Source organism: Acetanaerobacterium elongatum (assembly GCF_900103835.1).
Lineage (GTDB): Bacteria > Bacillota > Clostridia > Oscillospirales > Ruminococcaceae > Acetanaerobacterium > Acetanaerobacterium elongatum.
The window spans coordinates 57158-81345 of sequence record NZ_FNID01000014.1 but is presented as its reverse complement, the minus strand read 5'-3'; the positions used below and the strand labels follow the sequence as shown (position 1 = coordinate 81345).

Sequence of the window (24188 nt, the reverse complement as noted above, 5' to 3'; positions counted from 1 at the left end):
TTCACAACAAACTCGAAAAAGCTGGTATGACGCAAAGCATGTCCCGTGTGGCACATTGCATCGACAACGGTCCTATGGAAGGATTCTGGGGCATTTTGAAACGCGAACGCTATTACGGTCGGAGATTCACCAGCAAGCAGAAACTTATTCAGATGATTGAGAGTTACATCAGCTATTACAACACCCGGCGTGTGCAACGCAACTTGGGTGTTCTGACACCGTTAGAGAAATTTAATCTCTACTTCGCTGCATAAAAAGCGACCAGTGGTTTTGTTCACCACTGGTCGGGAAAATTTTATGTTTTTTCGCTGTCCTCTTGACGGGATGCAGTTCACACCACTGGTCGGGAAAATTTTATGTTTTTTCGCTGTCCTCTTGACGGGATGCAGTTCATTCACAGGGCGCCTGCGGTATTCTAAGCGATATTTAAGTTTAAAACTAGTCTTCCTTCTTCTCCTCCGCGTCCTCCTCGGGTGGCGGGGGTAGCTTTACTACCTTCACGCTCACGATGCGCCGCTCCTCTACCTCTAGCACTGTGAACTCTACGTTGTTCACGATTACGGTGGGGTGCTCATCCTCGGCGGGAATGCGCCCGAGCATGTCGATAATCAGGCCCGCGATGGTTTCGTAGTCGCCCTCGTCGGGAAGTGCTATGTCAAGGATATCGGAAAGCTCCTCGATGTTGGTGGTGCCATCCACCGTAAAGGTGGTGTCGTCTACCTGTGTAATCTCCTCCTCCTCGTGGTCGTATTCGTCCTGAATATTGCCCACGATGGCCTCGAGCAGATCCTCCATGGTGATGATGCCGCTGGTGCCGCCGTATTCGTCGCACACCACCGCAAACTGCACCTTTTTATCCTGAAACTCCTTAAACAGCTCTTTTACATGGTTGCTCTCGGGCACATAGAGCGCGGGGCGGATAAAGTCGGAGAGCTTCGCACCGCTTATATCCTGCTGCCCGATTAACCGCAGCAGGTCTTTTACATAGATAACGCCGAGGATATTATCAAGGTCATCCTCGTAAACGGGAATGCGCGAGTAGCCTTCCTCCAGTGCAAGGTTTACCACGTCGGAGATGGAATCGCTAATCGAAACGGCAAAGATATCGGTGCGGTGGGTCATAATCTCGGCGGCGGTGATGTCATCCATCTCGAAGATGTTGTTGATCATCTCCTTCTCGCTTTCCTCGATTACACCCTTTTCGTTGCCCACATCCACCATCATGCGGATTTCCTCTTCGGTTACATGCTCCGGCTCGGCATGAGGGTCGATACCAAAGAGGCGAACCACACCGTTGGTGGATTTGGAGAGCAGCCACACAAACGGCTTGGTAGCCTTGTATAAAAACAGAAGCGGCCCCACCGCGCGAAACGCAAATTTTTCGGGGTTTTGCAGCGCAATGCGTTTTGGCACCAGTTCCCCGAATACCAGCGTAAAATAGGACAAAATAATAGTAATAATTACAACCGTAAGAATCTTTAAAAGCGATTCGGGAATGGGAACACTACCCTTGAGTGACGCCACAATCGGCCCGGCAAAGCTGTCAGCCGCCACAGCGGAGGCTAAAAAGCCCGAGATGGTTACGCCGATTTGAATAGTGGCCAGAAAGGAGGAAGGTTCCGAAACCAGCCTGAGCAGTTGAACCGCCTTTTTGTCGCCTTCATCGGCCATATGCTGAATTTTATTATCGTTTACCTGAATGATGGCAATCTCGCTGCCTGCAAAGAATGCGTTGATTAGTATCAGCACCAGCAGCAGGGCGAGATACAATATACTACCGTCAGGGTCTACCATGTTGTGTTTAACTCCTTTATGTGTACCGGGTATACCGCTTTTTTAAAATACCTGCATAACGCAATTACGAAGCGGCCCGATATTTATACAATTTATAATATATCTATTTTAATGCAATCTGTCAAACTTACCGGTGGGAATTATTGAAAAAAACAAAAACAGAAATTAGTGCTTTTGCCTTTCGGTGCAATATCACCAACCGATAATTCATTTCAGTTTTAGATAATAAGGGCGGGAATGGCTTTATTGTGCCAAACAGTGGAATTTGACGATAAAAATAAAGCATAACAAGACAAAGACTGTACCTTTTTCACCCTTAAAAACAAGGAAAATGTCCAAAATTCACTTAAATTTAATATATTAATATGCTATTTAGATATTTACTTTAAAACCTAAACAAGTTATAATTTCAGGTGGTGAATTCCAACTGCCCACTTTGTTATTTTTTTATCATAAATTTCGTTTCTATGCCCTGCGGTACAAGGTGCCGTATACTACTTTTGTCAAACCAATAAGGAGGATATAAAAAATTATGGCGAGAAAAATGAAAACCATGGACGGCAATAATGCTGCCGCACACGTTTCCTACGCCTACACCGATGTCGCTGCAATCTACCCGATTACACCGTCATCCGTTATGGCAGAGGTTACCGACAAGTGGGCTGCTGATGGCCGCAAGAACATCTTTGGCACCGAGGTAAAGGTAGCCGAAATGCAGTCTGAAGCCGGTGCTGCAGGTACTGTTCACGGCTCTTTGGCTGCGGGTGCCTTAACCACCACCTTCACAGCTTCCCAGGGTCTTCTGCTCATGATCCCCAATATGTATAAGATTGCGGGCGAACTGCTGCCGTGCGTTCTGAACGTTTCGGCCCGTGCACTTGCTTCACACGCACTCTCGATCTTTGGCGATCACTCCGACGTATATGCCTGCCGCCAGACCGGCTTTGCAATGCTTTGCGAAAGCAGCGTGCAGGAGGTTATGGACTTAACCCCCGTTGCACACCTTACTGCCATCAAGGGCCGCGTTCCGTTCTTAAACTTCTTCGACGGCTTCAGAACATCTCACGAGCTGCAGAAGATTCAGGTATGGAGTGATGAAGACCTCGCTTCCATGGCTGATATGGACGCTATTGACGCGTTCCGCCGCCGTGCCTTAAACCCTGAGCACCCCGTACTTCGCGGTACCGCTCAGAACCCTGATATCTTCTTCCAGGCAAGAGAGGCCTGCAACTCCTACTATAACGCTGTTCCTGAGCTTGCTCAGAAATATATGGATGTTGTAAACGCCAAAATCGGCACCAATTACAAGCTGTTCAACTACTACGGTGCACCCGATGCCGAGCACATCATTATCGCGATGGGCTCTGTTTGCGAGACCATCGATGAGACCATCGACTACCTGAATGCCAAGGGCGGCAAGTACGGCCTTGTAAAGGTTCGTCTGTACAGACCGTTCTCTGCAAAGCATTTAATCGACGCGATTCCTGCAAGCGTAAAGCAGATTTCCGTGCTCGACCGCACCAAGGAGCCCGGCGCACTCGGCGAGCCGCTTTATCTTGACGTGGTTGCTTCCCTTAAGGACAGCAAATTCGCCAATATCCCCGTATTCACCGGCCGCTACGGCTTAGGCTCGAAGGACACCACCCCCGCGCAGATTATCGCTGTTTTCAACAATACCGCAAAGAAGCAGTTCACCGTTGGCATTGAGGACGATGTAACACATCTTTCACTGCCCATCGGCGAAAACCCCGACACCACCCCCAAGGGCACCACAAGCTGCAAGTTCTGGGGCCTTGGTTCCGATGGTACCGTTGGTGCTAACAAGAACTCCATCAAGATTATCGGCGACCATACCGACATGTATGCACAGGCATACTTCGCATACGACTCCAAGAAGTCCGGCGGTGTTACCATCTCGCACCTGCGCTTTGGTAAAACCCCCATTCACTCCACCTACCTTATCAACAAGGCAGACTTTGTTGCCTGCCATAATCCCGCTTATGTTGGCCACTACGATATGGTAGAGGATATCAAGCCGGGCGGCACCTTCCTTCTGAACTGCCAGTGGGATGCCGCAGAGATTGAGAAACACCTCCCCGCGAAGGATAAGCGCTTTATTGCCAAGAACAACATCAAGTTCTACACCATCGACGGTGTGAAGATCGGTAAGGAGATCGGCCTTGGCGGACGTATTAACACCGTTCTGCAGTCGGCCTTCTTCAAGCTCGCCGACATCATCCCGATTGATGAAGCCGTGAAGTATATGAAGGATGCGGCTACCGCTTCCTACGGCAAGAAGGGCGAAAAGGTTGTTGCGATGAACCATGCAGCCATCGATGCCGGCGTAAACGGCATTGTTGAGGTGAAGGTTCCCGCTTCTTGGGCCGACGCTACCGATAACACCAAGGCTCATGCCGCAACCGGCAATCGTCCTGACCTTGTGAAGTTTGTAAATGAGATTGAGATTCCTGTAAATAAGCAGCAGGGTGATAAGCTGCCCGTTTCCACCTTTGTGGATATGGCGGACGGCACCTTCCCGCAGGGCAGCGCCGCTTACGAGAAGCGCGGCATTGCGGTGGATGTTCCCGAGTGGATTCCCGAAAACTGCATCCAGTGCACCTTCTGCTCACTGGTTTGCCCGCACGCGGTTATGCGCCCCATTGTCATGACAGCGGACGAGGCTGCAAAGGCACCTAAGGGCACAAAAATGGCTGATATGACCGGTATGCCCGGCTATAAGTTCACCATGTCGGTATCGGTGCTTGACTGCACCGGCTGCGGATCCTGCGCAAACGTATGCCCCGGCAAGGGCGGCAACAAGGCGCTTGTAATGAAGCCCATCGAAACACAGAATGATCAGCAGCCCGTATTTGACTATGGCGTAGAGCTTGCTCCCAAGGCCGAGGTGCTGGAGAAGTTTAAGCCCACCACTATCAAGGGCAGCCAGTTAAAGCAGCCGTTGCTCGAGTTTTCGGGCGCATGCGCAGGCTGCGGTGAAACCCCTTACGCCAAGCTGATGACCCAGCTGTTCGGCGACAGGATGTATATCTCCAACGCCACCGGCTGTTCCTCTATCTGGGGCGGTTCGGCTCCCTCCACTCCTTACACCGTAAACCACAAGGGCTTTGGCCCCGCATGGGCGAACTCGCTGTTTGAGGATAACGCTGAGTACGGCTACGGTATGTATCTTGCCCAGAAGCAGCTCAGAAGCCGTCTTTCCGCCAAGGTTCAGGCTCTGGCCGAAACTGCAGGTGAAAGCTTTAAGGCTGCAGCTGCCGAGTATATTGCAACCTACGAGAACGGCAACGCCAACGGCGCCGCTACCGATAAGCTGGTTGCCGAGCTTGAAAAGAACGGCAGCGCACTTGCAAAGGATATCTTAAAGGATAAGGATTACCTCGCCAAGAAGAGCGTATGGATTCTGGGCGGCGACGGCTGGGCTTATGATATCGGCTTCGGCGGTCTTGACCATGTAATTGCTCAGAACGAGGACGTAAACATTCTGGTATTCGATACCGAGGTTTACTCCAACACCGGCGGCCAGTCCTCCAAGAGTACTCCTACCGGCGCTGTGGCTCAGTTTGCTGCCGCTGGTAAGGAAGTAAAGAAGAAGGATCTTGCTGCTATCGCCATGAGCTACGGTTATGTATACGTTGCTCAGATTGGTATGGGCGCCGACTACAACCAGTGCCTCAAGGCCTTCAACGAGGCCGAGAGCTACAACGGCCCCTCTATCATCATCGCATATGCTCCCTGTATCAACCACGGTATCAAGGGCGGCATGGGCATCAGCCAGAGCGAGATTAAGAATGCGGTTGCAGCCGGTTACTGGCACCTCTTCCGCTTCGATCCCCGCCTGAAGGCTGCAGGCAAGAATCCCTTCCAGCTTGACAGCAAGGCGCCTACCGCAAGCTATCAGGACTTCATTAAGACCGAGGTTCGCTACAGCTCGCTGACCCGCGCATTCCCCGAAAGAGCAGAGAGACTCTTCGCGCAGGCTGATAAGACTGCAGTTGAGAAGTACAACCACCTTGTAAAACTCTCCAAGCTCTACGATGTAGAATAAGCATTCACCATGCATTAAAACCCCGTCCGGCATTTGCCGGGCGGGGTTTTTGTATTTTATAGAGGTTGAACTGTTTCATAAATATTGATATAATAAAAAAATATGGGTATAGGCAAGAGCCAGCAAAAGGGAAGTGACGTTATTGGCCGGAATATCTGTGCTTTTAGGTATGTCTGTTATCATGTTTCTCGTATTGTGTTTGCTCGGTTTATTGATTGTGTCTTTTTTGCTGGGCACAATCTTTATAATTATCTTTTCAGCAAAAAAAGCTCGCAGCGGAAAAAGAAAGAAGGGCTTTTTAATAGGGTCAATCATCTGCTATACCGTCGCGCTGCCGTTGGGCGTATTATTTGCAGTCTCTGCAGTGGAAGTGAATAATGCAGTTACCTACAAATACACAGATAACGGTGTTCGTGCACAATACAACGAAGAGCAGGGCGAGCTTGTTTTAAACGGAAAGAGGTATATAGATTTTTGGTCTTGTGACCGTGAGCTTATTCGAAAAGGAACCCCGATTGCATCGGTTAAAACGCAGGAAAGCAACAATTTACAACCAATATTCCAGGTTGAAAACGGTGCCGGAAACGATATGGTTGCATTCAGCAGGTCGGAATTGGATATAGCAAAACTATTCGTACTGGACTCGCAGCTTGATACAACAAAAGCCTATTATAAGAATCTTGCAAACTTTGAATTCACCGTTCACTACGGCGACAATATCCGCGGTTTAGAATCTACCACAGATAAGGCGGCAAAGGTTGAGCTGGACGGCGGGATATGCAATCCGTTCGTCGAGCTGAGTGAGGCAGAGGAGGATATAGAGAAGCAGTATTGCCCTGAAAGCTACCGGGCGGCGGAGGTAGATGCCGTGAGCAAAGACGGACTTCATGAAAGAACCTTTACCATTATAAAAGCCGAGGGCAAAACCTATCTGGCCTATGACCCGTACTACTGCTGCCCGCTGCCGGAGCAACTGAACACTTATTTATTAGAAAAACTGTTTTAAAGCAAATAAAGCGGCTGCTGCAATAGTTGCAACAGCCGCTTTTGGTAACTTATCGTTATAAAATCAACACAAGACTTTTAAGGCACAGCTATTGGTTGAATTCGTCCATCTTTACATAGTCTTCAACAAGCGAATTGGTTTCGAGCTTATCCTCGATATTGCCCTTGGGACGGAATGCAAGCTTTAACAGTATCGGTGCTACGATGGTGGTGATAATAACGGTTAAAATCACCGGCCCGAAGAAGGTGGCGGACATAAGCCCAAGCGCGGCACCCTTATCGGCAACAATCAACGCAACCTCGCCGCGCGAAATCATGCCGCAGCCCACCTGTATGGCCTCGTGATTGGTAAAGCGGCACAGCTTAGCGCCAAGCCCACAGCCAATAATCTTGGTAATCGTGGCCACCAGTACCAACAGCACCGAAAAGATAACGATGGCGACGGTCATATGGGGCAGCGAAACCTTTAATCCTATACTGGCGAAGAATATCGGGGAAAGAAACATGTAGGAGAGGGTATCGAACCTTGAGGCAATGTAGTTGGATTTCGGACTGTTGGATATAATAAGCCCTGCAATGTATGCGCCAGTAATATCGGCAACACCGAAAAACTGTTCGGCGCAATAGGAAAGCAGCAGGCAGAAGAAGAACGCGATAATAATAAAACGCCGCATATCCTTGTTGTAATGGTTAACAATCTTCCCGAAGATGTAATTAAACGCAATACCGATCACACCCGAGAAAGCGAAGAAGCCAACAATCTTTAACAGTACGAATAATACGTTTACGCTTTTGTCGGCAAAGCTTGTAATGATGGTGAGTGCGATAATGCCGAGGATATCGTCGATAATCGCCGCGCCCAAAATGGCGTTGCCCGCGCGGGTGCTGAGCTTGCCGATTTCTTTAAGGGTTTCAACCGTAATACTTACAGAGGTTGCGGTTAGTACAACGCCGATGAAGATATTCTGCAAGAACAGGCTTGCGGAGGCATCTGATGACGGGGTTGTGTTAAACAGAGCAGCAAGGCCAAAGCCGCCTGCCAGCGGAACGAGCACACCCAGCGTTGCAATGATAAACGAGGCCTTACCGGTTTTCTTCAGCTCTTTAATATCTGTCTCAAGGCCGGCGGTAAACATCAGTACGATTACGCCGATTTCTGAGGTTTTGGCAATAAAATCGGTTTCCTTTATCATATTCAGCAGAGCCGGGCCAAAAATGAGCCCTGCCAACAGTGCGCCGACTACCTGCGGCATCTGAAAACGCTTCGTTAATAAACCAAGTACCTTTGTGCTTATCAGAATTAATGCTAGGTCGATTAAAAAGTTGAAAGAATCCATACATGCCGATCCCCTTTTACTAAACTGGATTGCTGATGTGTATAAGCGTGAAGGAGCCAAAATTTACCAAAAGGCAAATAAAAACTCCTATCATTGCTGATAGAAGTCACGTCATTGTAACTAACAAGCAATACAAGCATCAAAACAAAACCAGATACTAATATAGCACAAACAAAATTGCAAAACAAGTATTATTTCAGCTTTATTTTGTGAATAATGGGATAACTACAAGCCTTCATCGTGCAGTGTTTTTTTCAGCACCTTCAGGCGCGAAAATTCTTCGCGTTCCTTCTCCTCCAGGTATCCTGAGATATACTTGGTAATCTCCTGAAAGCGGGGGATGATGATATTTTTAAGCGAGTTTGCGCGGCGCTGCGTCTTTTTAATAGCCTGAGCCAGACGGTAAACGCTGTTTTCTACCTCTGCCAGCTCTGCGGTGAGCTGCAAAAGGTTTCTGAACTCCACATAGGCCTGATCCAAGTGGGAGCTTGTATTGTACAGCCCGTAATGGGGCTCCACACGCACACGCTCCAGCGATATCTTAGGAATCTCCACCCCCATAACGCTGCGGGAGTAGAGGGATAAGCCGTTATATGCGGGAACAGCCTGCGCGTCGTTTTCTACAATACCCATGTGGAGATTGGCAAGCTGCAGGGATTTATACGCCTTAGTGTAGGCATCGTCAATCTCCTTGCCGATTTCATTGGCACGGTCTATCAGCTGCATCATCTCACGCACAAGGATGTTGCGCTTGCGGTCAAGCAGGTCAAACCCCAGCGTGGAAAGTGCCAGCGACTTTTTAACGGCAATCAGGTTACCCTTGGTAGGGAAGATCTGTCCGGCCATTATAACCAATCCTTTCGTAAGAAATGCCGCAAGCCTTAAAGCTAATTCTCTTTGAATTCCTGTGCAGCATCGGCATTGTAATGCTGGCTCAGCACCTCGTTATCTACACGGTCAAGCTCTTCGCGCGGCAGGATGCTTAACAGCCTCCAGCCCAGGTCGAGCGTTTGCTCGATGGTGCGGTTATCATCAAACGCCTGTGTGATAAAGTGCTTTTCAAACTGCCTGCCGAACAGGATATACTGCTTATCAACCGGCGTGAGCTCCTCCTCGCCGATAACCGAAGCCAGTGCGCGCGCATCCTGCACCTTTGCGTAGCTTGCGAACAGCTGGTTGGCAACGGCAGAGTGATCCTCACGGGTGTAGCCCTTGCCGATACCGTCCTTCATCAAACGAGAAAGCGAGGGCAGAATCGAGATAGAGGGGTATACACCGGCCTGATCGAGACTGCGGTCCAGCACAATCTGCCCCTCGGTGATGTAGCCCGTAAGGTCGGGTATCGGGTGGGTGATATCGTCGTTGGGCATGGTGAGTATCGGAATCTGTGTTACCGAGCCGCCCTTGCCCTCTACAATACCAGCGCGCTCATAAATCGAGGCCAGGTCGGAATACAGGTAGCCGGGGTAGCCCTTTCGTCCGGGAATCTCACCCTTAGAGGAGGAGAATTCGCGCAGCGCCTCGGCATAGGAGGTCATATCGGTTAGGATTACAAGGATATGCATGTTGTGCTCGTAGGCCAGATATTCCGCAGCGGTTAAGGCACAGCGCGGGGTGAGGATACGCTCGATAATCGGGTCGTTGGAAAGGTTTAAGAACATAACCACCTTTTCAAGAACGCCGCTCTCGGCAAATGAACGCCTAAAGTAATCCGCAACGTCGTTGGTAACCCCCATCGCGGCGAATACCACGCCGAAGGAGGAGCCCTCCTCTTCGGCAATCTGCGACTGGCGCACAATCTGCACGGCAAGCTTGTTGTGGCTCATGCCCGAACCCGAGAAGATCGGCAGCTTCTGGCCGCGAATCAGGGTAATCAGTGCGTCGATGGATGAGATACCGGTACGGATATAGTTTCTGGGGTAAACGCGTGAAACAGGGTTTAAAGGCCGCCCGTTGATATCAAGCTTCTTGTCGTAATAAATCTCACCAAGCCCGTCGGCAGGCCTGCCTGCGCCGTTGAAGATACGCCCGAGTAGCTCCTTTGAAACAGGCAGCTCCATGGGGTGGCCGGTAAGCCGCGTGGTGGTATTGGTTAGCGAGATGCCGCGGGTACCTTCAAAAACCTGAATTACCGCCCGGTGCCCGTCTACCTGAACCACACGCCCTGTACGGGTTTCGCCGCTTGTAAGCTTCAGCTCCACAATTTCATCGAAGCTGACGGAAGGAATGTTATCCAGTACCACAAGCGGGCCATTAATTTCGCTTAATCCAATCAATTGAGTGTTCATATATATAACCATTCCTTTCAGGGTGTTTGTGCGGTTTCGGTAAAGCCGAATTTCCGAATAACAATCGAAAAGCACAAAACCTGGAGCGTGAAAGATCTATCTTTCAAACTTGCCACTATCCTTACAAGCGCAAACAACCAGCATTTATTTATGCTTAGCGAATACCTTTCAGGGCAGTATCAATATCACTATAGTAGCTGTCGAACATGTCCAAACGGTCGTTGGGGATATCGTATTTCATCTTTACCAGCTTATCGAACAGGCCGGTCTCGCTGATAAGCCTTACGGGAATCCCCTTGGCCACCAGTGCCTTGGATTGATTGTAGAGGTACAGGATAACCTCCATCATCTTCATCTGCTTGGGCAGCGGCACATAGGTGTCTTCCTTATGGAATGCGTTCTGCTGCAAAAAACCAACACGGATGACACGGGCAATCTCGATAATCAGCTTTTGGTCGTCGGGCAGTACGTCGGCGCCGATGAGCTTTACAATCTCCAGCAGCTTGTTTTCCTCCTGCAGAAGAGAGGTAATCTCCTGCCTGCGCTTCATAAAATTGCTGTCTACATTATCGTTATACCACTTGGTAAGGTCGTCGATATATTCGCTGTAGCTGGTGTTCCAGTTGATAGCGGCATAATGGCGGGCATAAGCCAGTGATTTATCCAACGCCCAGAAGCAGCGCACAAAACGCTTGGTGTTTTGGGTAACGGGCTCTGAAAAATCGGCACCCTGGGGGGAAACAGCGCCGATAATTGAAACCGAGCCCTCCGCTCCGCTAAGGGTAACCATCTCGCCCGCGCGCTCATAGAACTGCGAAAGGCGGGAGGGCAGGTAGGCGGGGAAGCCTTCCTCGGCGGGCATCTCCTCCAGACGGCCGGAGATCTCGCGCAGCGCCTCGGCCCAGCGGGAGGTGGAATCGGCCATAATGGCAACGTTGTAGCCCATATCGCGGTAATACTCCGCAAGGGTAACGCCGGTATAAATCGAAGCCTCACGGGCTGCCACAGGCATGTTGGAGGTGTTGGCAATCAACACCGTTCTGTCGGTAAGCGCCTTGCCGGTACGCGGGTCGATCAGCTCAGAGAACTCCTCAAGCACCTGAGTCATCTCGTTGCCGCGCTCGCCGCAGCCGATGTATACGATGATATCGGCATCACACCATTTTGCCAGCTGATGCTGTGTCATGGTTTTGCCGGTGCCGAAGCCGCCCGGAATGGCAGCTGTGCCGCCTTTGGCGATGGGGAACAAGGTATCGATAACACGCTGGCCCGTAATCAGCGGCTTGGTAATAGGCAGACGCGATTTTACCGGGCGCGAAACTCTGATAGGCCACTTCTGGCAAAGGGTGAGCTCGTGTTCCTTGCCGTTTTCATCAGTCAGCTTTACAATGGTATCGTTGAGCTTATAATCGCCGTTCGGAGCAACAAAGGTTACGGTGCCGTTTAGCGTGGGGGGAACCATAAAGCGGTGTTCTACTACGGGGGTTTCTTGGCAGGTGGCATAAACCTGCCCACCCATAAGCTTATCACCCGTTTTTACGGTAATGGTAACGGCCCAGGTGCGTTCTACATCAAGGGAAGGCACGTTGCAGCCCTCACCGATAAATGCGCCGGTTTCCTTTTCGAGCACCTTCAAGGGGCGTTCGATACCGTCAAACATATTGGTGATAATACCGGGGCCGAGGGTTACGCTCATCGGGCTGCCGGTGGGGTAAACCGGCTCACCGGGGCGAAGGCCTGTGGTAACCTCATATACCTGAATGGTGGTCGCCTGATTGGTAATACCGATAACCTCGCCTACCAGACGCTTTTCACCTACATAAACCATCTCGAGCATGGAAAAGTCGGTCGTGTTGCGCACGGTGACTACCGGCCCGTTGATGGAATGGACTGTGTTATTCATCCTTTTCATCCCTTTCTGGTGGGATTATATCAATCAGATTAGAATACCGCGTTAAATATTACAGCCTGCAGTTTTGGTAGAACCAGTCGCGCTGGTCGTTTAATACCGTATCCAAGCTCAGGTCGCTGATATAACCGTTTGAGTTATCGGTTAAAACAATGCCCCCGAGGGTAATGGCATCGGTAAACACAACCTTGCAGGGCGCTTGAAAGCTGTTGCGAACCAGCTGCTCAAGCGGCTGATCGCCCGGCATCAGCGAAAGGGTAACATCCTTACCCGCAAACTCTGCCTTCAGCTTCTCGGCAGCAGCCTTTAAGTAGCTCTTGTATTCCTCGGTGCGCGTATAGGCAATAATACGCTGCTTTACATTGTCAAAGATGCTTTTCTCAAGGGCCGCACGGCGGTGCAGATATTCCTGTTTCTGCGCAAATCTGCGCTGCGAAATCTCTCTGGCACTTTCTACCGTAATTCCCGTAACCTCGCCCTGAATTAACTCATAGGCATTGGAAAGAGCAGCATCCTCGGTGGTTGTAAGCTCTCTTTTTTTAACCTGCTCAACGCCGCTGAGAATCTCGTCACACCGTTGTTTGGCCTGACTGAGCACAGCGTCTTCAAAGCGCTGAAGTTTTTCATCCAGTTTCGCCATAGTTATGACCATGCCTTTCCGGTTTCATGCCATTTGGTAAAACACCTGTCTATAAAAAGGTATTACAGCTTAACACCGATGGCCTCGCGCACATAACGGCTGATGGAATCGCCTACCTGGCCCGCACCGTGGCGGTCCGGCACCGTTACAATCAGCGGCTGGCGGCGGTTAAGCTTAATATCATACACCAGCTCGGGGCATAGGCTTAACAGCTTTTCGGTCATCAGCACAACACCGATTTCGGGGTTGTCTGCAGCTTTTTTGAGCTCGGCCTCTATCTCCGGCTGTTCGTGTACCACAACACCTTCCATGCCCGCAAGGCGCAGGCCGATAAGGGTGTCTACATTATCACTGATTACAAAGAATTTCATGCTGCGAACAGGCCTTTCCGGTTTAAAATAACCAGGACAGTGTGAAACTTAGATCTTGTTTAAGATAAGAATGGAAATAAGCAGGCCGTACAGCGCAATACCTTCGCCAAGCGCCACAAAGATCAGTGCCTTACCGAAAGCCTTGGGGTCTTCGGAAAACGCGCCGATGGCGGCGGGAGCGGCGGCGGCAACGGCAATACCTGCACCGATGCAGGAAACGCTGGTTACAAGTGCGGCGGCTAGATATCCTAAGCCTGCGGAAGAACCGGCAGCAGCCGCAGCATTTGCTGTTTCGGCAGCGCTTAACAGCCCGCCGAAGGGGAGCAGGATGGCAATCAGGCAAACGCCAAAGAAGGCGGCGATATTAAAGATTACTGCGCGTTTTGCCTTTACGCCGGTGGTAACACCCCTGTATACGGGGATAAGGGGCATAGACAACAGGATGATAGCCAAAAGCGGTAACAGATAAATAATTACGTTCATTATTGTTTCCTCCTCAGTACTGCTGTGACACAGCAAATGAATAGTTTTATTTAAAAAGGATTACTCCTTCTTGCGCAAAGGTACAGTGAGCTAGTCTGAATTATGGCGCATAGAGCTGACGGTAATGGGGGTAAACGGTTTGCCGTCGCCCTCGAAGTAACGCGAGAACATCTCGTAAAACTCAAGCCTTAACACCTGAATGCCAACAATCAGGCCTTCCATTGCCATTACAAAGGCATTGCCTATGATAACGATAATGGGGGAGGCGCCTGCGCCGGCTGCCTCGGAGAGTGTCATCACCACCGCCATCATACCGGCATGGCTTAGAATGAAGCCGCCTACCCTCAAAAACGACATGGTGTTGGTAACGTAGCTTAATATAACGTCAAACAGCTCGAAGAAGTTTTCGATAATAAACCCTGCGAGCCCTTCGCGCTCTTTCTTTTTGCCCTGCACAGCTTCGGCTGCTTTGGTTTCAACGCGCATCAGCTTGGCTATGTCGGCGAGGGTTTCGTCCGAAAGCCCCTTCAGGGTAGAGGGTTGACGCAACTGCTCGAAGTAAAGGGAGGTAAATATGCCGTCTACCTCGCGAATTGAATCCCCTGGGGCGAAATAGACGCCCCAATAGTAGTCTTTATCGGTTTCGGTAACGTAGAAGATAAACAGCTTTTCATCGTAATAGCGCAGCTTTTCATAGCTGTCGCGCGGCAGCCGCCCGAAGCGGGCCTGAAGGTAATGGCAGCCTAAAATCTGGCTGATGGGGGTGTTCAGGTCTTCCTTCTTCAGCGCCTTACATACCGAGGCATCTTCGCCCACTATTTTGCCGGTTATATCATTCTGCTGCCTGCGCTTTAAGAATTTTGCAATCGGTTCCCGTAAAAAAACGAGGAGCAGCGGCAGAACAATGCCCAAAAGAATAACCGCGGGGTTAAAGATGTTGATTTTATAAACAAGATTCAGTACCGCACCCACAAGTACCGTGCAGTAGAACACAAGACCGGCGATGCCGTTTTGGCTGAGCAGCGCGCGGGAAGGGTTTTTCTGCTTAATACCCATTACGGTATTGGTAATAATGGCGGCGATAATAATCATTACGCCTAGGCCTACTGCGCTAAGCAGGATGATGTTGGTCATTTCGGGGGCCAGAACCTCAATGGGTTTTTGTGCAAAGCCCAAGGCGTGATAAAGCGGATCAAGCAGGTGCTCGTAGCCGAACACCGAGCCGTAAATGAGGCCGAAAAAGGCGGAGGAAAGGCCGATGCGCTGCATGATGCGCCCCAGCGGCATTCGTTTGGTTTTCCATAAAATGCTGCCGATAAGTACTACGCACAGCCCCTGCCCCACATCGCCGAACATCAGGCCGAACAGCAGGGTGTAGGTAATACCTACAAAAACGGTGGGGTCTATGTCGTGGTAGCTTGGCATACCGAACATATCCACAAACATCTCAAAGGGCTTGAAGAAGAAGCCGTTTTTCAGCTTGGTGGGCGGGGTAAACCGTGTGTCGGTTTCACAGGGCTTCACACTGACCGTAACATCCTCAAGCGTTTCCAGGTTGCTCTTAAAGGCCTGCGCTTCCTTCTCCGGAACAAAGCCGATAATGTGAAAGGTGTCGTTGATGACCGAGATATAACGACGCATTTCAAACGAATCGCTTAAAAACTTTATGCGTGCAAAGCTTTCGTAAAAGTACAGTTTGCGGCGGTTAACCTTGGCCTTAATATCGCTGAGAACCTCGGCCAGCTCCTCCTTGCTTTCGTGAAGCTGTTTGGTTACCTGCGCGCGCGAGGCCTCGGGAGTATCATGCACCGTATCGGGCACATACAAGCGTTCGTAGTAAAGCGAGTTGAAGATGGCGTCGATTTCTACGGAATAGGAGGCCGGCGCAAAATAAACACCCCAGCAATACTCGCCGTCGTTTACAAAGGTATAGAACACAAACGGTTTATCGTCGTAATATCTAAGCTTGTTATAGCTGTCTATCGGCAGACGCCCAAAGCGAACCTTAATATATTTGCAGGCAAAGATTTCATCAAAGGCGATATCAAGATTTTCGATATGGTTGAGCTGGATTAGCGTCTGTTCATGGCGCGCGATGCGTTCCGCCAGATTGTTTTTCCGGCTGTTCAGCTCAAGCAGCTCGGTGTCGAAATGCTCGAGATAGGTTTCAAGCACCGTACGGTCTATCTCTACAATCTCTTTGTTGTAGTTCTGGATATTGTCGGGGTTTAAAAAAATATCGCGCGGTACGCCGATACGCTCGAAATTGTGCGTAACAAAGAATTTATCTACGGCCGCCGCCATGCTTTTGGAGGTGATGTAAACCCCCCACTCGTAGCCCTTATCGGTTTGCAGCGGGTAGAAGATGAAGTTGCGGGAGGTCTGCTTTTTCAAACGCTTATAATTCTTCATCGGCAAGCGCCCGAACCGGAATTTAATATATTCGGAGTTGTATATGTCGCCCTTTTCAAGGGGCTTGCCCTCCAGCGTCTCTAAGAGCTCTCGCACCTCGAAGGAATAATGCTTGATATTATTAATCTTGGCGGGCAGATTCTCGATATAGTTCAGGTTAAAGGTATAATACCCGTGCGCATTCTCGGCCGAAAGATCGATACCCGCATGCAGTCCAATCTCGGTAATTCGGTGCAATAAGGATGTATAGGGGTTTTCCTCATTATATGTTGCAACAGCTCCCATGCTCTCGTAATACATGGAAGCCTGCTCGGGGTGAAAGTTGTTTCCGTAGGAGCATTTCAGCACGGCAGCGTCTAGCTGACGGACATTTCCCTCAATATTCACGAGCTTCATTCGTGCTATGGACATACCCTGAATACCACCTTTCCGGATATTCTATGCCGGCACGGCCGACACGCCTAAACCTGTATCACCAAAAGCTTTTCAATCTCGGCCGGAGGCATGTTGTAACGAATACCTTCAATAATCGTTGTAATATTCTCAATCTCTATACGGCACAGAAGCATGTAAGCGGCAAATACTACCGAAGGATAACGGGAGAAATAAAGGTACCGCTTGTTCACCGAAAGGCGTGTCTGTTGGTTGGCATGCTCTATAAACTCAAAATCGTCGGCCGCGTAAAAATTGTTTTTTCTTTTACGGTCTAAAAGGGCAAGCATCTCCTTGGTGTCTTGAGCTTTGATAAGCTCTGCCATTTCACGGTCGATTTTAGCGTTGTGGGTTTTAAGAATACGTGATTCAATGGTCTGAGCATCCGCCCTAAAAAAGTGCTTTAGACGATAGATGCTGGTGATATTGGCAAGCTCCATCTGCGATACAAACAGCTCGGTGAGCTGCCTGCGCTGTTCACCATGGTAGCGGCCCTTAATTAAAAGAAAGGCTTTGTCGTAAAAATGCTGCCGCAGGCGGTACTCGCACTCGAAGATATCGGGCAGTTCGCCGCGTTGCGGCTTGCAGGGCAGCAAAACCTCATAATATTCGGTTTTTCTGAGCGATTCTAAAACCTCGTCAAAGTTATTTGCATGAGCAAGCTTAATAATGTCAAATGTGATGTAGTTCAGCAGGTAACCGGGCAGGGTTTCAATATAGCTTTCGAGCAGGCCGGAGTTTAACAGCCGCAGGCACGCCAAAATCTGTTCCGCTTCAATATTAAGCATGTAATAGTGGTAAAAGCCGTTATCGCGGGAACTATCGTACCGAGAAAGGCGCAGGAACTTCATAAGGGTGTCTCTGCGGATGAGGTTTTCAAGCTGTCCACGGTGAATCAGGTTCTCCTGAATGCCGGAAAGCGCCTTGGAATAAGAGGTTTCGTTTTTCAGATAAGCAGCAACCTCACTGACCGAATGCTTCTGCAAAAGGTCTTTATAGTTCTCGGGCTTCAGCCGTTTGCCATACATGGCTCTGGCCTTTGCTAAAATGGTGTAGCTTAAATTATCTGTAATCAAGCCGTACCCGCCCCCCATACTGTGATAAGTAATGCTTACCTGCTCATTGAAACACAGCGCTTAAACAGTTCATCCTCCCACTGTGTGTGGTGTTGTGCAAAGTTTGCCTCTAACCGCTGCATCATCTGCCGGCCTTCTTCCTCAATAGAGTTTGTTTCTTTTGAGGTTTCATCGGCAGTTTGGTTTTTCAGCTTAACAATGCGGTTCTGTGCCTTAGACAGGATGTCTGCCTCAACACGCGCTTTTTCATCTGCCAAATTCGATTCAGCCTTCTGCCTTTCCTTTTCGGCATTTTCAACCAGCATGCGCGCTTTCTTATCCATGTCAAGCAGCTGGCGTATAATGTTTAGATCATTGGTTTCCATAAGGCACCTCCCGAGACAGGTTTCGGTATAAAGAACGAGAAAATATGACAATAAACCTATTTTAAATGGTATAATCTAAAAAAACAAGGTGTACAACTATTACTGTTGGAATTAATGCCTTAATAATATTCCTAAAACCTGCAAATATCAATAGCTATTTCGCGAAAAACAAGCTGGTTTAAGCAGCTTGATTTGTGAATATTGTAACAATCTTGACTTTCAATTTTGTTTTGTACTATTCATACGATTTTACTGTAATCAGAAGATGTTCTGCAAAGCCTTCCTGAACATGGTAATTGCTTGTTTTTTTATCATCCAGCGAATATAATAAGGTGAGCAGCCATTACGATTCAAGGTAAAAATACTGAACTAAAATAGAAGAACATTTGTCGGCAGAGAAAGGACTTGAAGAACATGGGAACAGCGGGAGCGATTATATTAGCCGCCGGTGAAGGCAAAAGGATGAAAAGTGCAAGCCCCAAGCCGATGCTGGAGGTGCTGTTTAAGCCGATGGCGGTTTGGGTTACCGATGCTGTAAGGCAGGCGGGAATTGAGGACTTGTGTATAGTATGCCCACAAAACGATAAAATGCAAGAATTCTTTTCAGCCACCTGTAAGATTGCGGTACAGCGCGAGAAGCTAGGCACCGGGCATGCCGTGATGCAGGCCCGCTCGTTTATCGAGCAGCATATGGGCGGGGAGATTGTGGTATTAAACGGCGATGCACCCTTCTGCGGCGGGGAAACCATCCGTGCGGCGCGCGAATTTCATATTAAAAGGAAAAATGATGTAACCGTTATCACCGCCCGGGTTAAAAACCCCTTTGGCTACGGCCGTATTGTGCGCGGCAACGGCGGTCTGGAGCGGATTGTGGAGCAGAAGGATGCCGATGCCGAAACGGCGCTGATTAGCGAGATTAACTCTGGGGCCTATGTGTTCAATGCGCACAGCCTGCTTACGGCACTTAACGGCCTAACCAACCAAAACGCGGCGGGGGAGTTTTACCTTACCGATACGATAGATGTTATTTTGAGAAACGGCGGGCGCGCCGATGCGTTTGACGCGCAGGACGAGCAGATTGTGCTGGGCGCAAACGACCCCATTCAGCTTTATGAGCTTAACCGCATTGCAAACGAAAAGAGCATCCGCGCACAGATGGAGAAGGGTGTGCGTTTTGTAAGCCTTGACGGTGTTGTGATCGCCGCCGACGCACAGATCGGCCCGGACACCGACATCCTGCCCGGCACCATCATCAAGCCGGGCTGCATCATCGGCAGTGGCTGCACCATCGGCCCCAACACGCTGATTGAAAATAGCCGAATCGGCAGCGGCACGGTAATCAATGCCTCGCAGGTTTATGGTTCCCGTGTAGGTGATAAGGTGAAGATTGGCCCGTTCACCCAGCTGCGTGTGGGCTGCGATATTAAGGACGGCGCCAAGATTGGCGATTTTGTAGAGGTGAAGAACTCGGTAGTCGGCGAGAAAACCAGCATCGCGCACCTTACCTATATCGGCGACAGCGACGTGGGCGGCGGGGTGAACTTCGGCTGCGGTGTGGTTACCGTAAACTACGACGGCAAGAATAAATACCGAACTACCATAGGTAACAATGCCTTTGTGGGCTGCAATACCAATTTGATTGCCCCGGTTACCGTTGGCGACGGCGCATATATCGCAGCAGGCTCCACCATCACCGAGGACGTGGAGAGCGGTGATATGGCCATTGCCCGTGCGCGTCAGGTGAACAAAAAGGGCTACGCAAACGGGCGCTATAATAAGAAGTAACAGGAGCTACAGCAATGTTTTTAAAACAGGATAAGACAAAACCCGCGGGCAGCGTGGAGTATATTATAGTCGGGTTGGGAAACCCCGGCAAACAGTATGAATTCACCCGCCATAACGCGGGCTTTCTGGCACTGGATGAGCTTGCACAGGCACATGGCATTAAGGTGGACAGGTTAAAGTTTAAGTCGCTCTGCGGCACCGGCTCTATCGATGGAGCAGGGGTGCTGCTGCTGAAACCGCAAACCTATATGAACCTGAGCGGTGAGGCGGTGGTGGAGGCGATGCACTTTTACAAGGTGCCGCCCGAGCGAGTGGTGATTATCTTCGACGATATCTCGCTGGATGTGGGCCGAATGCGTATTCGCCGCAAGGGCAGCGACGGCGGGCACAACGGCATGAAGAATATCATCTACCTTACCGGCAGCGATGAATTCCCGCGTGTGAAGCTGGGTATCGGAGCAAAGCCGTACCCCGATTACGACCTTGCCGCATGGGTGACCAGCCGCTTTACCAAGGAAGAGGGGGCTAAGCTGGAGGAGGTTTTTAAAAGAGCCGCCGAAGCGGTGAGAATAATGCTTACGGGCGATATTGAAGCTGCCATGGGAAAGTTTAATTCTTAAAAAATAAAAGCGCAGTTTCTATAATATCCGAAAGGTAAGACTATGCAACTGTATTACGACATTGTAAAAAGGCTGCCGGAATACCCAAGGCTTCGGGCAGCGGCCTGTGAAAGACGAGTCCCCTGCGACGTGGTGGGGCTTTCCCCCATCCACAAGGCCGGCATTATTTACGCGCTTACCGCCGAAAGCGGCAGAAGAGCGCTATGTATTGTGGCCGATGAGGCCGAGGGGCGGCGCTTATGTGAGGATTATAACGCCATGTCCGGTGAGGATGCGGCGCTTTTGTTCTGCTCGCGCGATTTTACCTTTAGGCATATGGAGGGGGTTTCCGGCGAGTTTGAGCACGCGCGTCTGGCGGTGCTGGGGCGGATTTTGGCAAGGGATTACCGCCTGATTGTGGCAAGCGCCGAGGGAGCCATGCAGCTTACCGTACCGCCCGAGCGGTTAAAACAGGCCTCGGTTACCCTGAAAACGGGGGAGACCTGCACCCTGAACGACGCACTGAAGGCGTTGGTGGGGGCGGGCTACCAGCGAAGCGACCAGGTGGAGGGTGTGTGCCAGTTTTCCCACCGCGGCGGTATCCTCGATTTCTTCCCCCCCGACCTGCCGAACCCTGTAAGAATCGAGTTCTGGGGCGACGAGATCGACACCATCTCCAGCTTTGAGCTCGAGAGCCAGCGCCGAACCGATACCATGAAGAAGGTGCATATCACCCCGGCTACCGAGGTTATCTGCACCGATTTTGCGCGCCTTTGCAGGGATATCCGTGAGCTTGCGGCCAAGGTGCGCGGCAAAACTGCCGCCGATGTAAGGCAAAACTGCGAGCAGGACCTTGTACAGATGGAAACCGGCACCTATCAGGGAAGCCTTGATAAATACCTGCCGCTCATCTACCCACAGCCTGCTACCATCTTTGACTACTGCCCCGAGGATATGCTGTTTGTGTCTGAAACCTTTAAGATTAAAGATACCCTCAAGAACGTTTCCTGGCAGCTGAACGAGGATATCAAGCAGCTGTTTGCCGAGGGTATCCTGTTTAAGGGTTTGGATACCTATACTGCCGGCTTTGACGAGTTTGCCTTGCGGTTTGAAAAGGGCGCCGCTGTGCACCTGAACACCTTTGCGCGCAGCATAGCTGATATCAGAATAGAGGAGCTTATTCATATCAACGCTACCTCCCTTTCCTCCTGGGGCGGCGAGCTTTCGTTATTGAAAGAGGACCTGGAGGGGTACTTAAAGCGCGGCTTTGCCTGCGTGGTGCTGGCGTCAACCCAGCGCGGCGCCAAGGCACTGATGCAGGACCTGCAGCGCGAGGGCCTGCCCGCCGTTACCCATGAAACTGCGGGCAGCCTTGAAAACGGCAGGGTGATTGTGGCGGAGGGAGCGCTTTCCTCCGGCTTCGAGCTGCCCGACGCGAAGGCGGTGCTGATTACCCACGGCAGGGCGCTAAGCGTTTCTAAGAGCCGCAACAAGGTGAAGCGTTCGGCAAAGGAGATTATCCGCAACCTCAGCGACCTGACGATTGGCGACTATGTGGTGCATGTTTCGCACGGCATCGGCCTGTTTGAGGGTATTCACAAGCTTGAGGTACAGGGCTTAATCAAGGATTATATCAAGATACGCTATCAGGGCTCGGATATATTATATGTTCCGGTAACGCAGCTTGACCTTGTTTCGAAATACATCGGCCCCAAGGAAGACGGCGGGGTGCGGCTGAACAAGCTTAACGGCACCGAGTGGTCGCGCACCCGTGCCAAGGTGAAAAAGGCCGTTGCAGATATGGCCAAGGAGCTGATAGCGCTTTATTCCAAGCGTATGCAGCTCAAGGGGTACGCCTTTTCGCCTGATAACGAGTGGCAGCGCGAGTTTGAGGAGCGGTTTGAGTTTGATGAAACCGACGACCAGCTGCGCTGTATCTCGGAGATTAAGCGTGACATGCAGAGCGGGGTGCCGATGGATAGGCTCTTGTGCGGCGACGTGGGCTTCGGCAAAACCGAGGTGGCGCTGCGCGGCGCGTTTAAGTGTGTGCAGGACGGCAAGCAGTGCGCGCTGCTGGTGCCCACCACGATTCTGGCATGGCAGCATTACCAGACGGTGCTCAAACGGTTTGAGGGTTACCCTATCAAGGTGGAGCTGCTTTCACGCTTCCGCTCGGCCAAGGAGCAGGAGAAATCCCTGCGCGCGCTCGCACGGGGTGATGTGGATATTATCATCGGTACCCACCGACTGGTGCAGAAGGACGTAAAGTTCAAAGACCTCGGCCTTGTGATTGTAGACGAGGAGCAGCGCTTTGGCGTGGCGCAGAAGGAACGCCTGAAGGAGCTTGCCACCAACGTGGATGTACTCACCCTTTCGGCTACCCCCATCCCGCGTACTTTAAATATGGCGATGTCGGGCATACGCGATATGTCGGTGATCGACGAAGCTCCGCAGGACAGACACCCCGTGCAGACCTATGTGCTGGAGCATGACGACGGCGTGTTGGCCGAGGCCATGCGAAGGGAACTCAGACGCGGCGGGCAGGTATACTATATTCACAACCGCATCGATTCTATCGAACAGTGCGGCGCGCGCATCTTAAATGAGATACCCGAGGCGCGCATTGCCGTAGCGCACGGGCGTATGGGCGAGGAGGAGCTTTCGGAGGTTTGGCGCAAGCTGGTAGACCATGAAATAGATATTCTGGTGTGTACCACCATCATTGAAACGGGCGTGGATGTTGCCAACTGCAATACGCTGATTATCGAGGACGCAGACTACATGGGCCTTTCGCAATTGTACCAATTGAGGGGACGGGTAGGGCGCTCTTCACGCCGTGCGTTTGCCTACATGACCTTCCGGCGCGGCAAGGTGGTAAGCGATATCGCCGCCAAACGCCTTACCGCGATACGCGAGTTTACCAAGTTCGGTTCGGGCTTCCGCATCGCGATGCGCGACCTTGAAATCCGCGGTGCGGGCAACATCCTGGGTGCCCAGCAGCACGGGCACATGGCATCGGTGGGCTACGACCTTTATGTAAAGCTGTTAAACGACGCGGTGCTGGAGGAGCGCGGCGAGGCTCCGCAGCTTGGCAGCAGCGAGTGCCTCATCGATGTGCGCATCGAGGCGCATATCCCCGAAAAATACATCGAGAACCTCACCCAGCGTATTGAGATTTACCGCCGTATTGCGAGCATCCGCGATGAAAACGACGTAATGGATGTAATCGACGAGCTCATCGACCGCTTCGGCGAGCCACCGCAGGCGGTTAAGGGGCTGATTGACGTAGCGCTGGTGCGCAACAAGGCGCAGCGTTTGGGCATCAGCGAAATCACCCAGAAGGCCGACAGTTTAATCCTCTACATGGAGCATTTTTCGATGCAGACGGCAAGTATGCTGGTTGCGGCTTTAAAGGGGCGGGTACTGGTAAACGCGGGCAGCAAGCCCTATATCGCGGTAAAGATGCTTCAGAACGAGCAGCCGGTGGATACCATCACCACCGTGTTGAACGCGCTGGATGAAGCCGCGCTGAAGCAGCAATAATTTTTAGGCTAACAAAAGAATGTAAATCTTTTTTGCGATAAAGCACTGAAAAAATTCAAAAAAACTTCAATCCTTTGCCTCAT

General features: G+C 50.8%; 17 protein-coding genes. 6 read left to right on the top strand and 11 right to left on the bottom strand.

The genetic code is table 11. The features are described from left to right. Window positions 1-254 (top strand): integrase core domain-containing protein (locus tag BLR50_RS06800; protein ID WP_143008058.1); only part of this gene is annotated, 254 nt, incomplete at its 5' end. Between the two features lie 184 nt (window positions 255-438). Here the strand turns inward: BLR50_RS06800 and BLR50_RS06795 are convergent. Continuing rightward, the gene (locus BLR50_RS06795; RefSeq protein ID WP_092639877.1) at window positions 439-1794 is read right to left on the bottom strand and encodes a hemolysin family protein; all 1356 of its coding nucleotides are present in this window, start codon (window positions 1792-1794) and stop codon (window positions 439-441) included. Window positions 1795-2326: 532 nt separating this feature from the next. Here BLR50_RS06795 and nifJ point away from each other — a divergent pair. Both nifJ and BLR50_RS06785 read left to right on the top strand, forming a co-directional pair. Next, window positions 2327-5860, top strand: a complete 3534-nt coding sequence (gene nifJ / locus BLR50_RS06790) for a pyruvate:ferredoxin (flavodoxin) oxidoreductase (RefSeq protein ID WP_092639875.1) — start codon at window positions 2327-2329, stop codon at window positions 5858-5860. Between the two features lie 142 nt (window positions 5861-6002). After that, a complete protein-coding gene (locus BLR50_RS06785; protein WP_092639873.1) occupies window positions 6003-6866 on the top strand; it encodes a hypothetical protein in 864 nt (287 codons plus the stop codon). Between the two features lie 88 nt (window positions 6867-6954). Here the strand turns inward: BLR50_RS06785 and BLR50_RS06780 are convergent, their stop codons facing one another. The 10 genes from BLR50_RS06780 to BLR50_RS06735 form a co-directional block, all read right to left on the bottom strand. After that, window positions 6955-8202: a cation:proton antiporter gene (locus tag BLR50_RS06780; protein WP_092639871.1), complete on the bottom strand. Its 1248-nt coding sequence runs from the start codon at window positions 8200-8202 to the stop codon at window positions 6955-6957. Between the two features lie 225 nt (window positions 8203-8427). Beyond that, window positions 8428-9048, bottom strand: a complete 621-nt coding sequence (locus BLR50_RS06775) for a V-type ATP synthase subunit D (RefSeq protein WP_092639869.1) — start codon at window positions 9046-9048, stop codon at window positions 8428-8430. 41 nt (window positions 9049-9089) lie between these two features. Next, complete coding sequence (locus tag BLR50_RS06770) at window positions 9090-10490, bottom strand: V-type ATP synthase subunit B (RefSeq protein WP_092639867.1); 1401 nt, start codon at window positions 10488-10490, stop codon at window positions 9090-9092. A gap of 154 nt (window positions 10491-10644) precedes the next feature. Then, window positions 10645-12393: a V-type ATP synthase subunit A gene (locus BLR50_RS06765; RefSeq protein ID WP_092639865.1), complete on the bottom strand. Its 1749-nt coding sequence runs from the start codon at window positions 12391-12393 to the stop codon at window positions 10645-10647. 58 nt (window positions 12394-12451) lie between these two features. Further along, complete coding sequence (locus tag BLR50_RS06760) at window positions 12452-13039, bottom strand: V-type ATP synthase subunit E (protein ID WP_092639863.1); 588 nt, start codon at window positions 13037-13039, stop codon at window positions 12452-12454. 62 nt (window positions 13040-13101) lie between these two features. Continuing rightward, window positions 13102-13410 carry a V-type ATP synthase subunit F gene (locus tag BLR50_RS06755; protein ID WP_092639861.1) on the bottom strand — a complete coding sequence of 103 codons (309 nt, stop codon included), beginning with the start codon at window positions 13408-13410 and terminating at the stop codon, window positions 13102-13104. Window positions 13411-13458: 48 nt separating this feature from the next. Beyond that, window positions 13459-13893 carry an ATP synthase subunit C gene (locus tag BLR50_RS06750; RefSeq protein WP_092639859.1) on the bottom strand — a complete coding sequence of 145 codons (435 nt, stop codon included), beginning with the start codon at window positions 13891-13893 and terminating at the stop codon, window positions 13459-13461. Window positions 13894-13983: 90 nt separating this feature from the next. After that, window positions 13984-16716: a V-type ATP synthase subunit I gene (locus BLR50_RS06745; RefSeq protein ID WP_092639857.1), complete on the bottom strand. Its 2733-nt coding sequence runs from the start codon at window positions 16714-16716 to the stop codon at window positions 13984-13986. Between the two features lie 50 nt (window positions 16717-16766). After that, entirely contained in the window at window positions 16767-17813 is a 1047-nt protein-coding gene (locus tag BLR50_RS06740; RefSeq protein ID WP_162840352.1) for a V-type ATPase subunit, read from the bottom strand. 35 nt (window positions 17814-17848) lie between these two features. Then, window positions 17849-18178 carry a hypothetical protein gene (locus BLR50_RS06735; RefSeq protein ID WP_092639853.1) on the bottom strand — a complete coding sequence of 110 codons (330 nt, stop codon included), beginning with the start codon at window positions 18176-18178 and terminating at the stop codon, window positions 17849-17851. 414 nt (window positions 18179-18592) lie between these two features. Between BLR50_RS06735 and glmU the strand changes: the two genes are divergently transcribed. Genes glmU through mfd form a run of 3 tightly spaced genes read left to right on the top strand, consistent with a single transcriptional unit; the run spans window position 18593 to window position 24105 of the window. Next, on the top strand, window positions 18593-19963 hold the full coding sequence (glmU, locus tag BLR50_RS06730; RefSeq protein WP_092639851.1) for a bifunctional UDP-N-acetylglucosamine diphosphorylase/glucosamine-1-phosphate N-acetyltransferase GlmU: 1371 nt from the start codon (window positions 18593-18595) through the stop codon (window positions 19961-19963). A 14-nt stretch (window positions 19964-19977) separates the two neighbouring features. Beyond that, on the top strand, window positions 19978-20583 hold the full coding sequence (gene pth / locus BLR50_RS06725; RefSeq protein ID WP_092639849.1) for an aminoacyl-tRNA hydrolase: 606 nt from the start codon (window positions 19978-19980) through the stop codon (window positions 20581-20583). Window positions 20584-20625: 42 nt separating this feature from the next. After that, the gene (mfd, locus tag BLR50_RS06720) at window positions 20626-24105 is read left to right on the top strand and encodes a transcription-repair coupling factor (protein ID WP_092639847.1); all 3480 of its coding nucleotides are present in this window, start codon (window positions 20626-20628) and stop codon (window positions 24103-24105) included. Window positions 24106-24188: the final 83 nt, after the last annotated feature.

Excerpts from the sequence above, each read along its gene's own strand:
- BLR50_RS06795 (WP_092639877.1), bottom strand. The coding sequence starts at position 1,794 with ATGGTAGACCCTGACGGTAGTATATTGTATCTCGCCCTGCTGCTGGTG.
- nifJ (WP_092639875.1), top strand. The coding sequence starts at position 2,327 with ATGGCGAGAAAAATGAAAACCATGGACGGCAATAATGCTGCCGCACAC.
- BLR50_RS06780 (WP_092639871.1), bottom strand. The coding sequence starts at position 8,202 with ATGGATTCTTTCAACTTTTTAATCGACCTAGCATTAATTCTGATAAGC.
- BLR50_RS06775 (WP_092639869.1), bottom strand. The coding sequence starts at position 9,048 with ATGGCCGGACAGATCTTCCCTACCAAGGGTAACCTGATTGCCGTTAAA.
- BLR50_RS06770 (WP_092639867.1), bottom strand. The coding sequence starts at position 10,490 with ATGAACACTCAATTGATTGGATTAAGCGAAATTAATGGCCCGCTTGTG.
- BLR50_RS06765 (WP_092639865.1), bottom strand. The coding sequence starts at position 12,393 with ATGAATAACACAGTCCATTCCATCAACGGGCCGGTAGTCACCGTGCGC.
- BLR50_RS06760 (WP_092639863.1), bottom strand. The coding sequence starts at position 13,039 with ATGGCGAAACTGGATGAAAAACTTCAGCGCTTTGAAGACGCTGTGCTC.
- BLR50_RS06755 (WP_092639861.1), bottom strand. The coding sequence starts at position 13,410 with ATGAAATTCTTTGTAATCAGTGATAATGTAGACACCCTTATCGGCCTG.
- BLR50_RS06750 (WP_092639859.1), bottom strand. The coding sequence starts at position 13,893 with ATGAACGTAATTATTTATCTGTTACCGCTTTTGGCTATCATCCTGTTG.
- BLR50_RS06745 (WP_092639857.1), bottom strand. The coding sequence starts at position 16,716 with ATGTCCATAGCACGAATGAAGCTCGTGAATATTGAGGGAAATGTCCGT.
- BLR50_RS06735 (WP_092639853.1), bottom strand. The coding sequence starts at position 18,178 with ATGGAAACCAATGATCTAAACATTATACGCCAGCTGCTTGACATGGAT.
- glmU (WP_092639851.1), top strand. The coding sequence starts at position 18,593 with ATGGGAACAGCGGGAGCGATTATATTAGCCGCCGGTGAAGGCAAAAGG.
- pth (WP_092639849.1), top strand. The coding sequence starts at position 19,978 with ATGTTTTTAAAACAGGATAAGACAAAACCCGCGGGCAGCGTGGAGTAT.
- mfd (WP_092639847.1), top strand. The coding sequence starts at position 20,626 with ATGCAACTGTATTACGACATTGTAAAAAGGCTGCCGGAATACCCAAGG.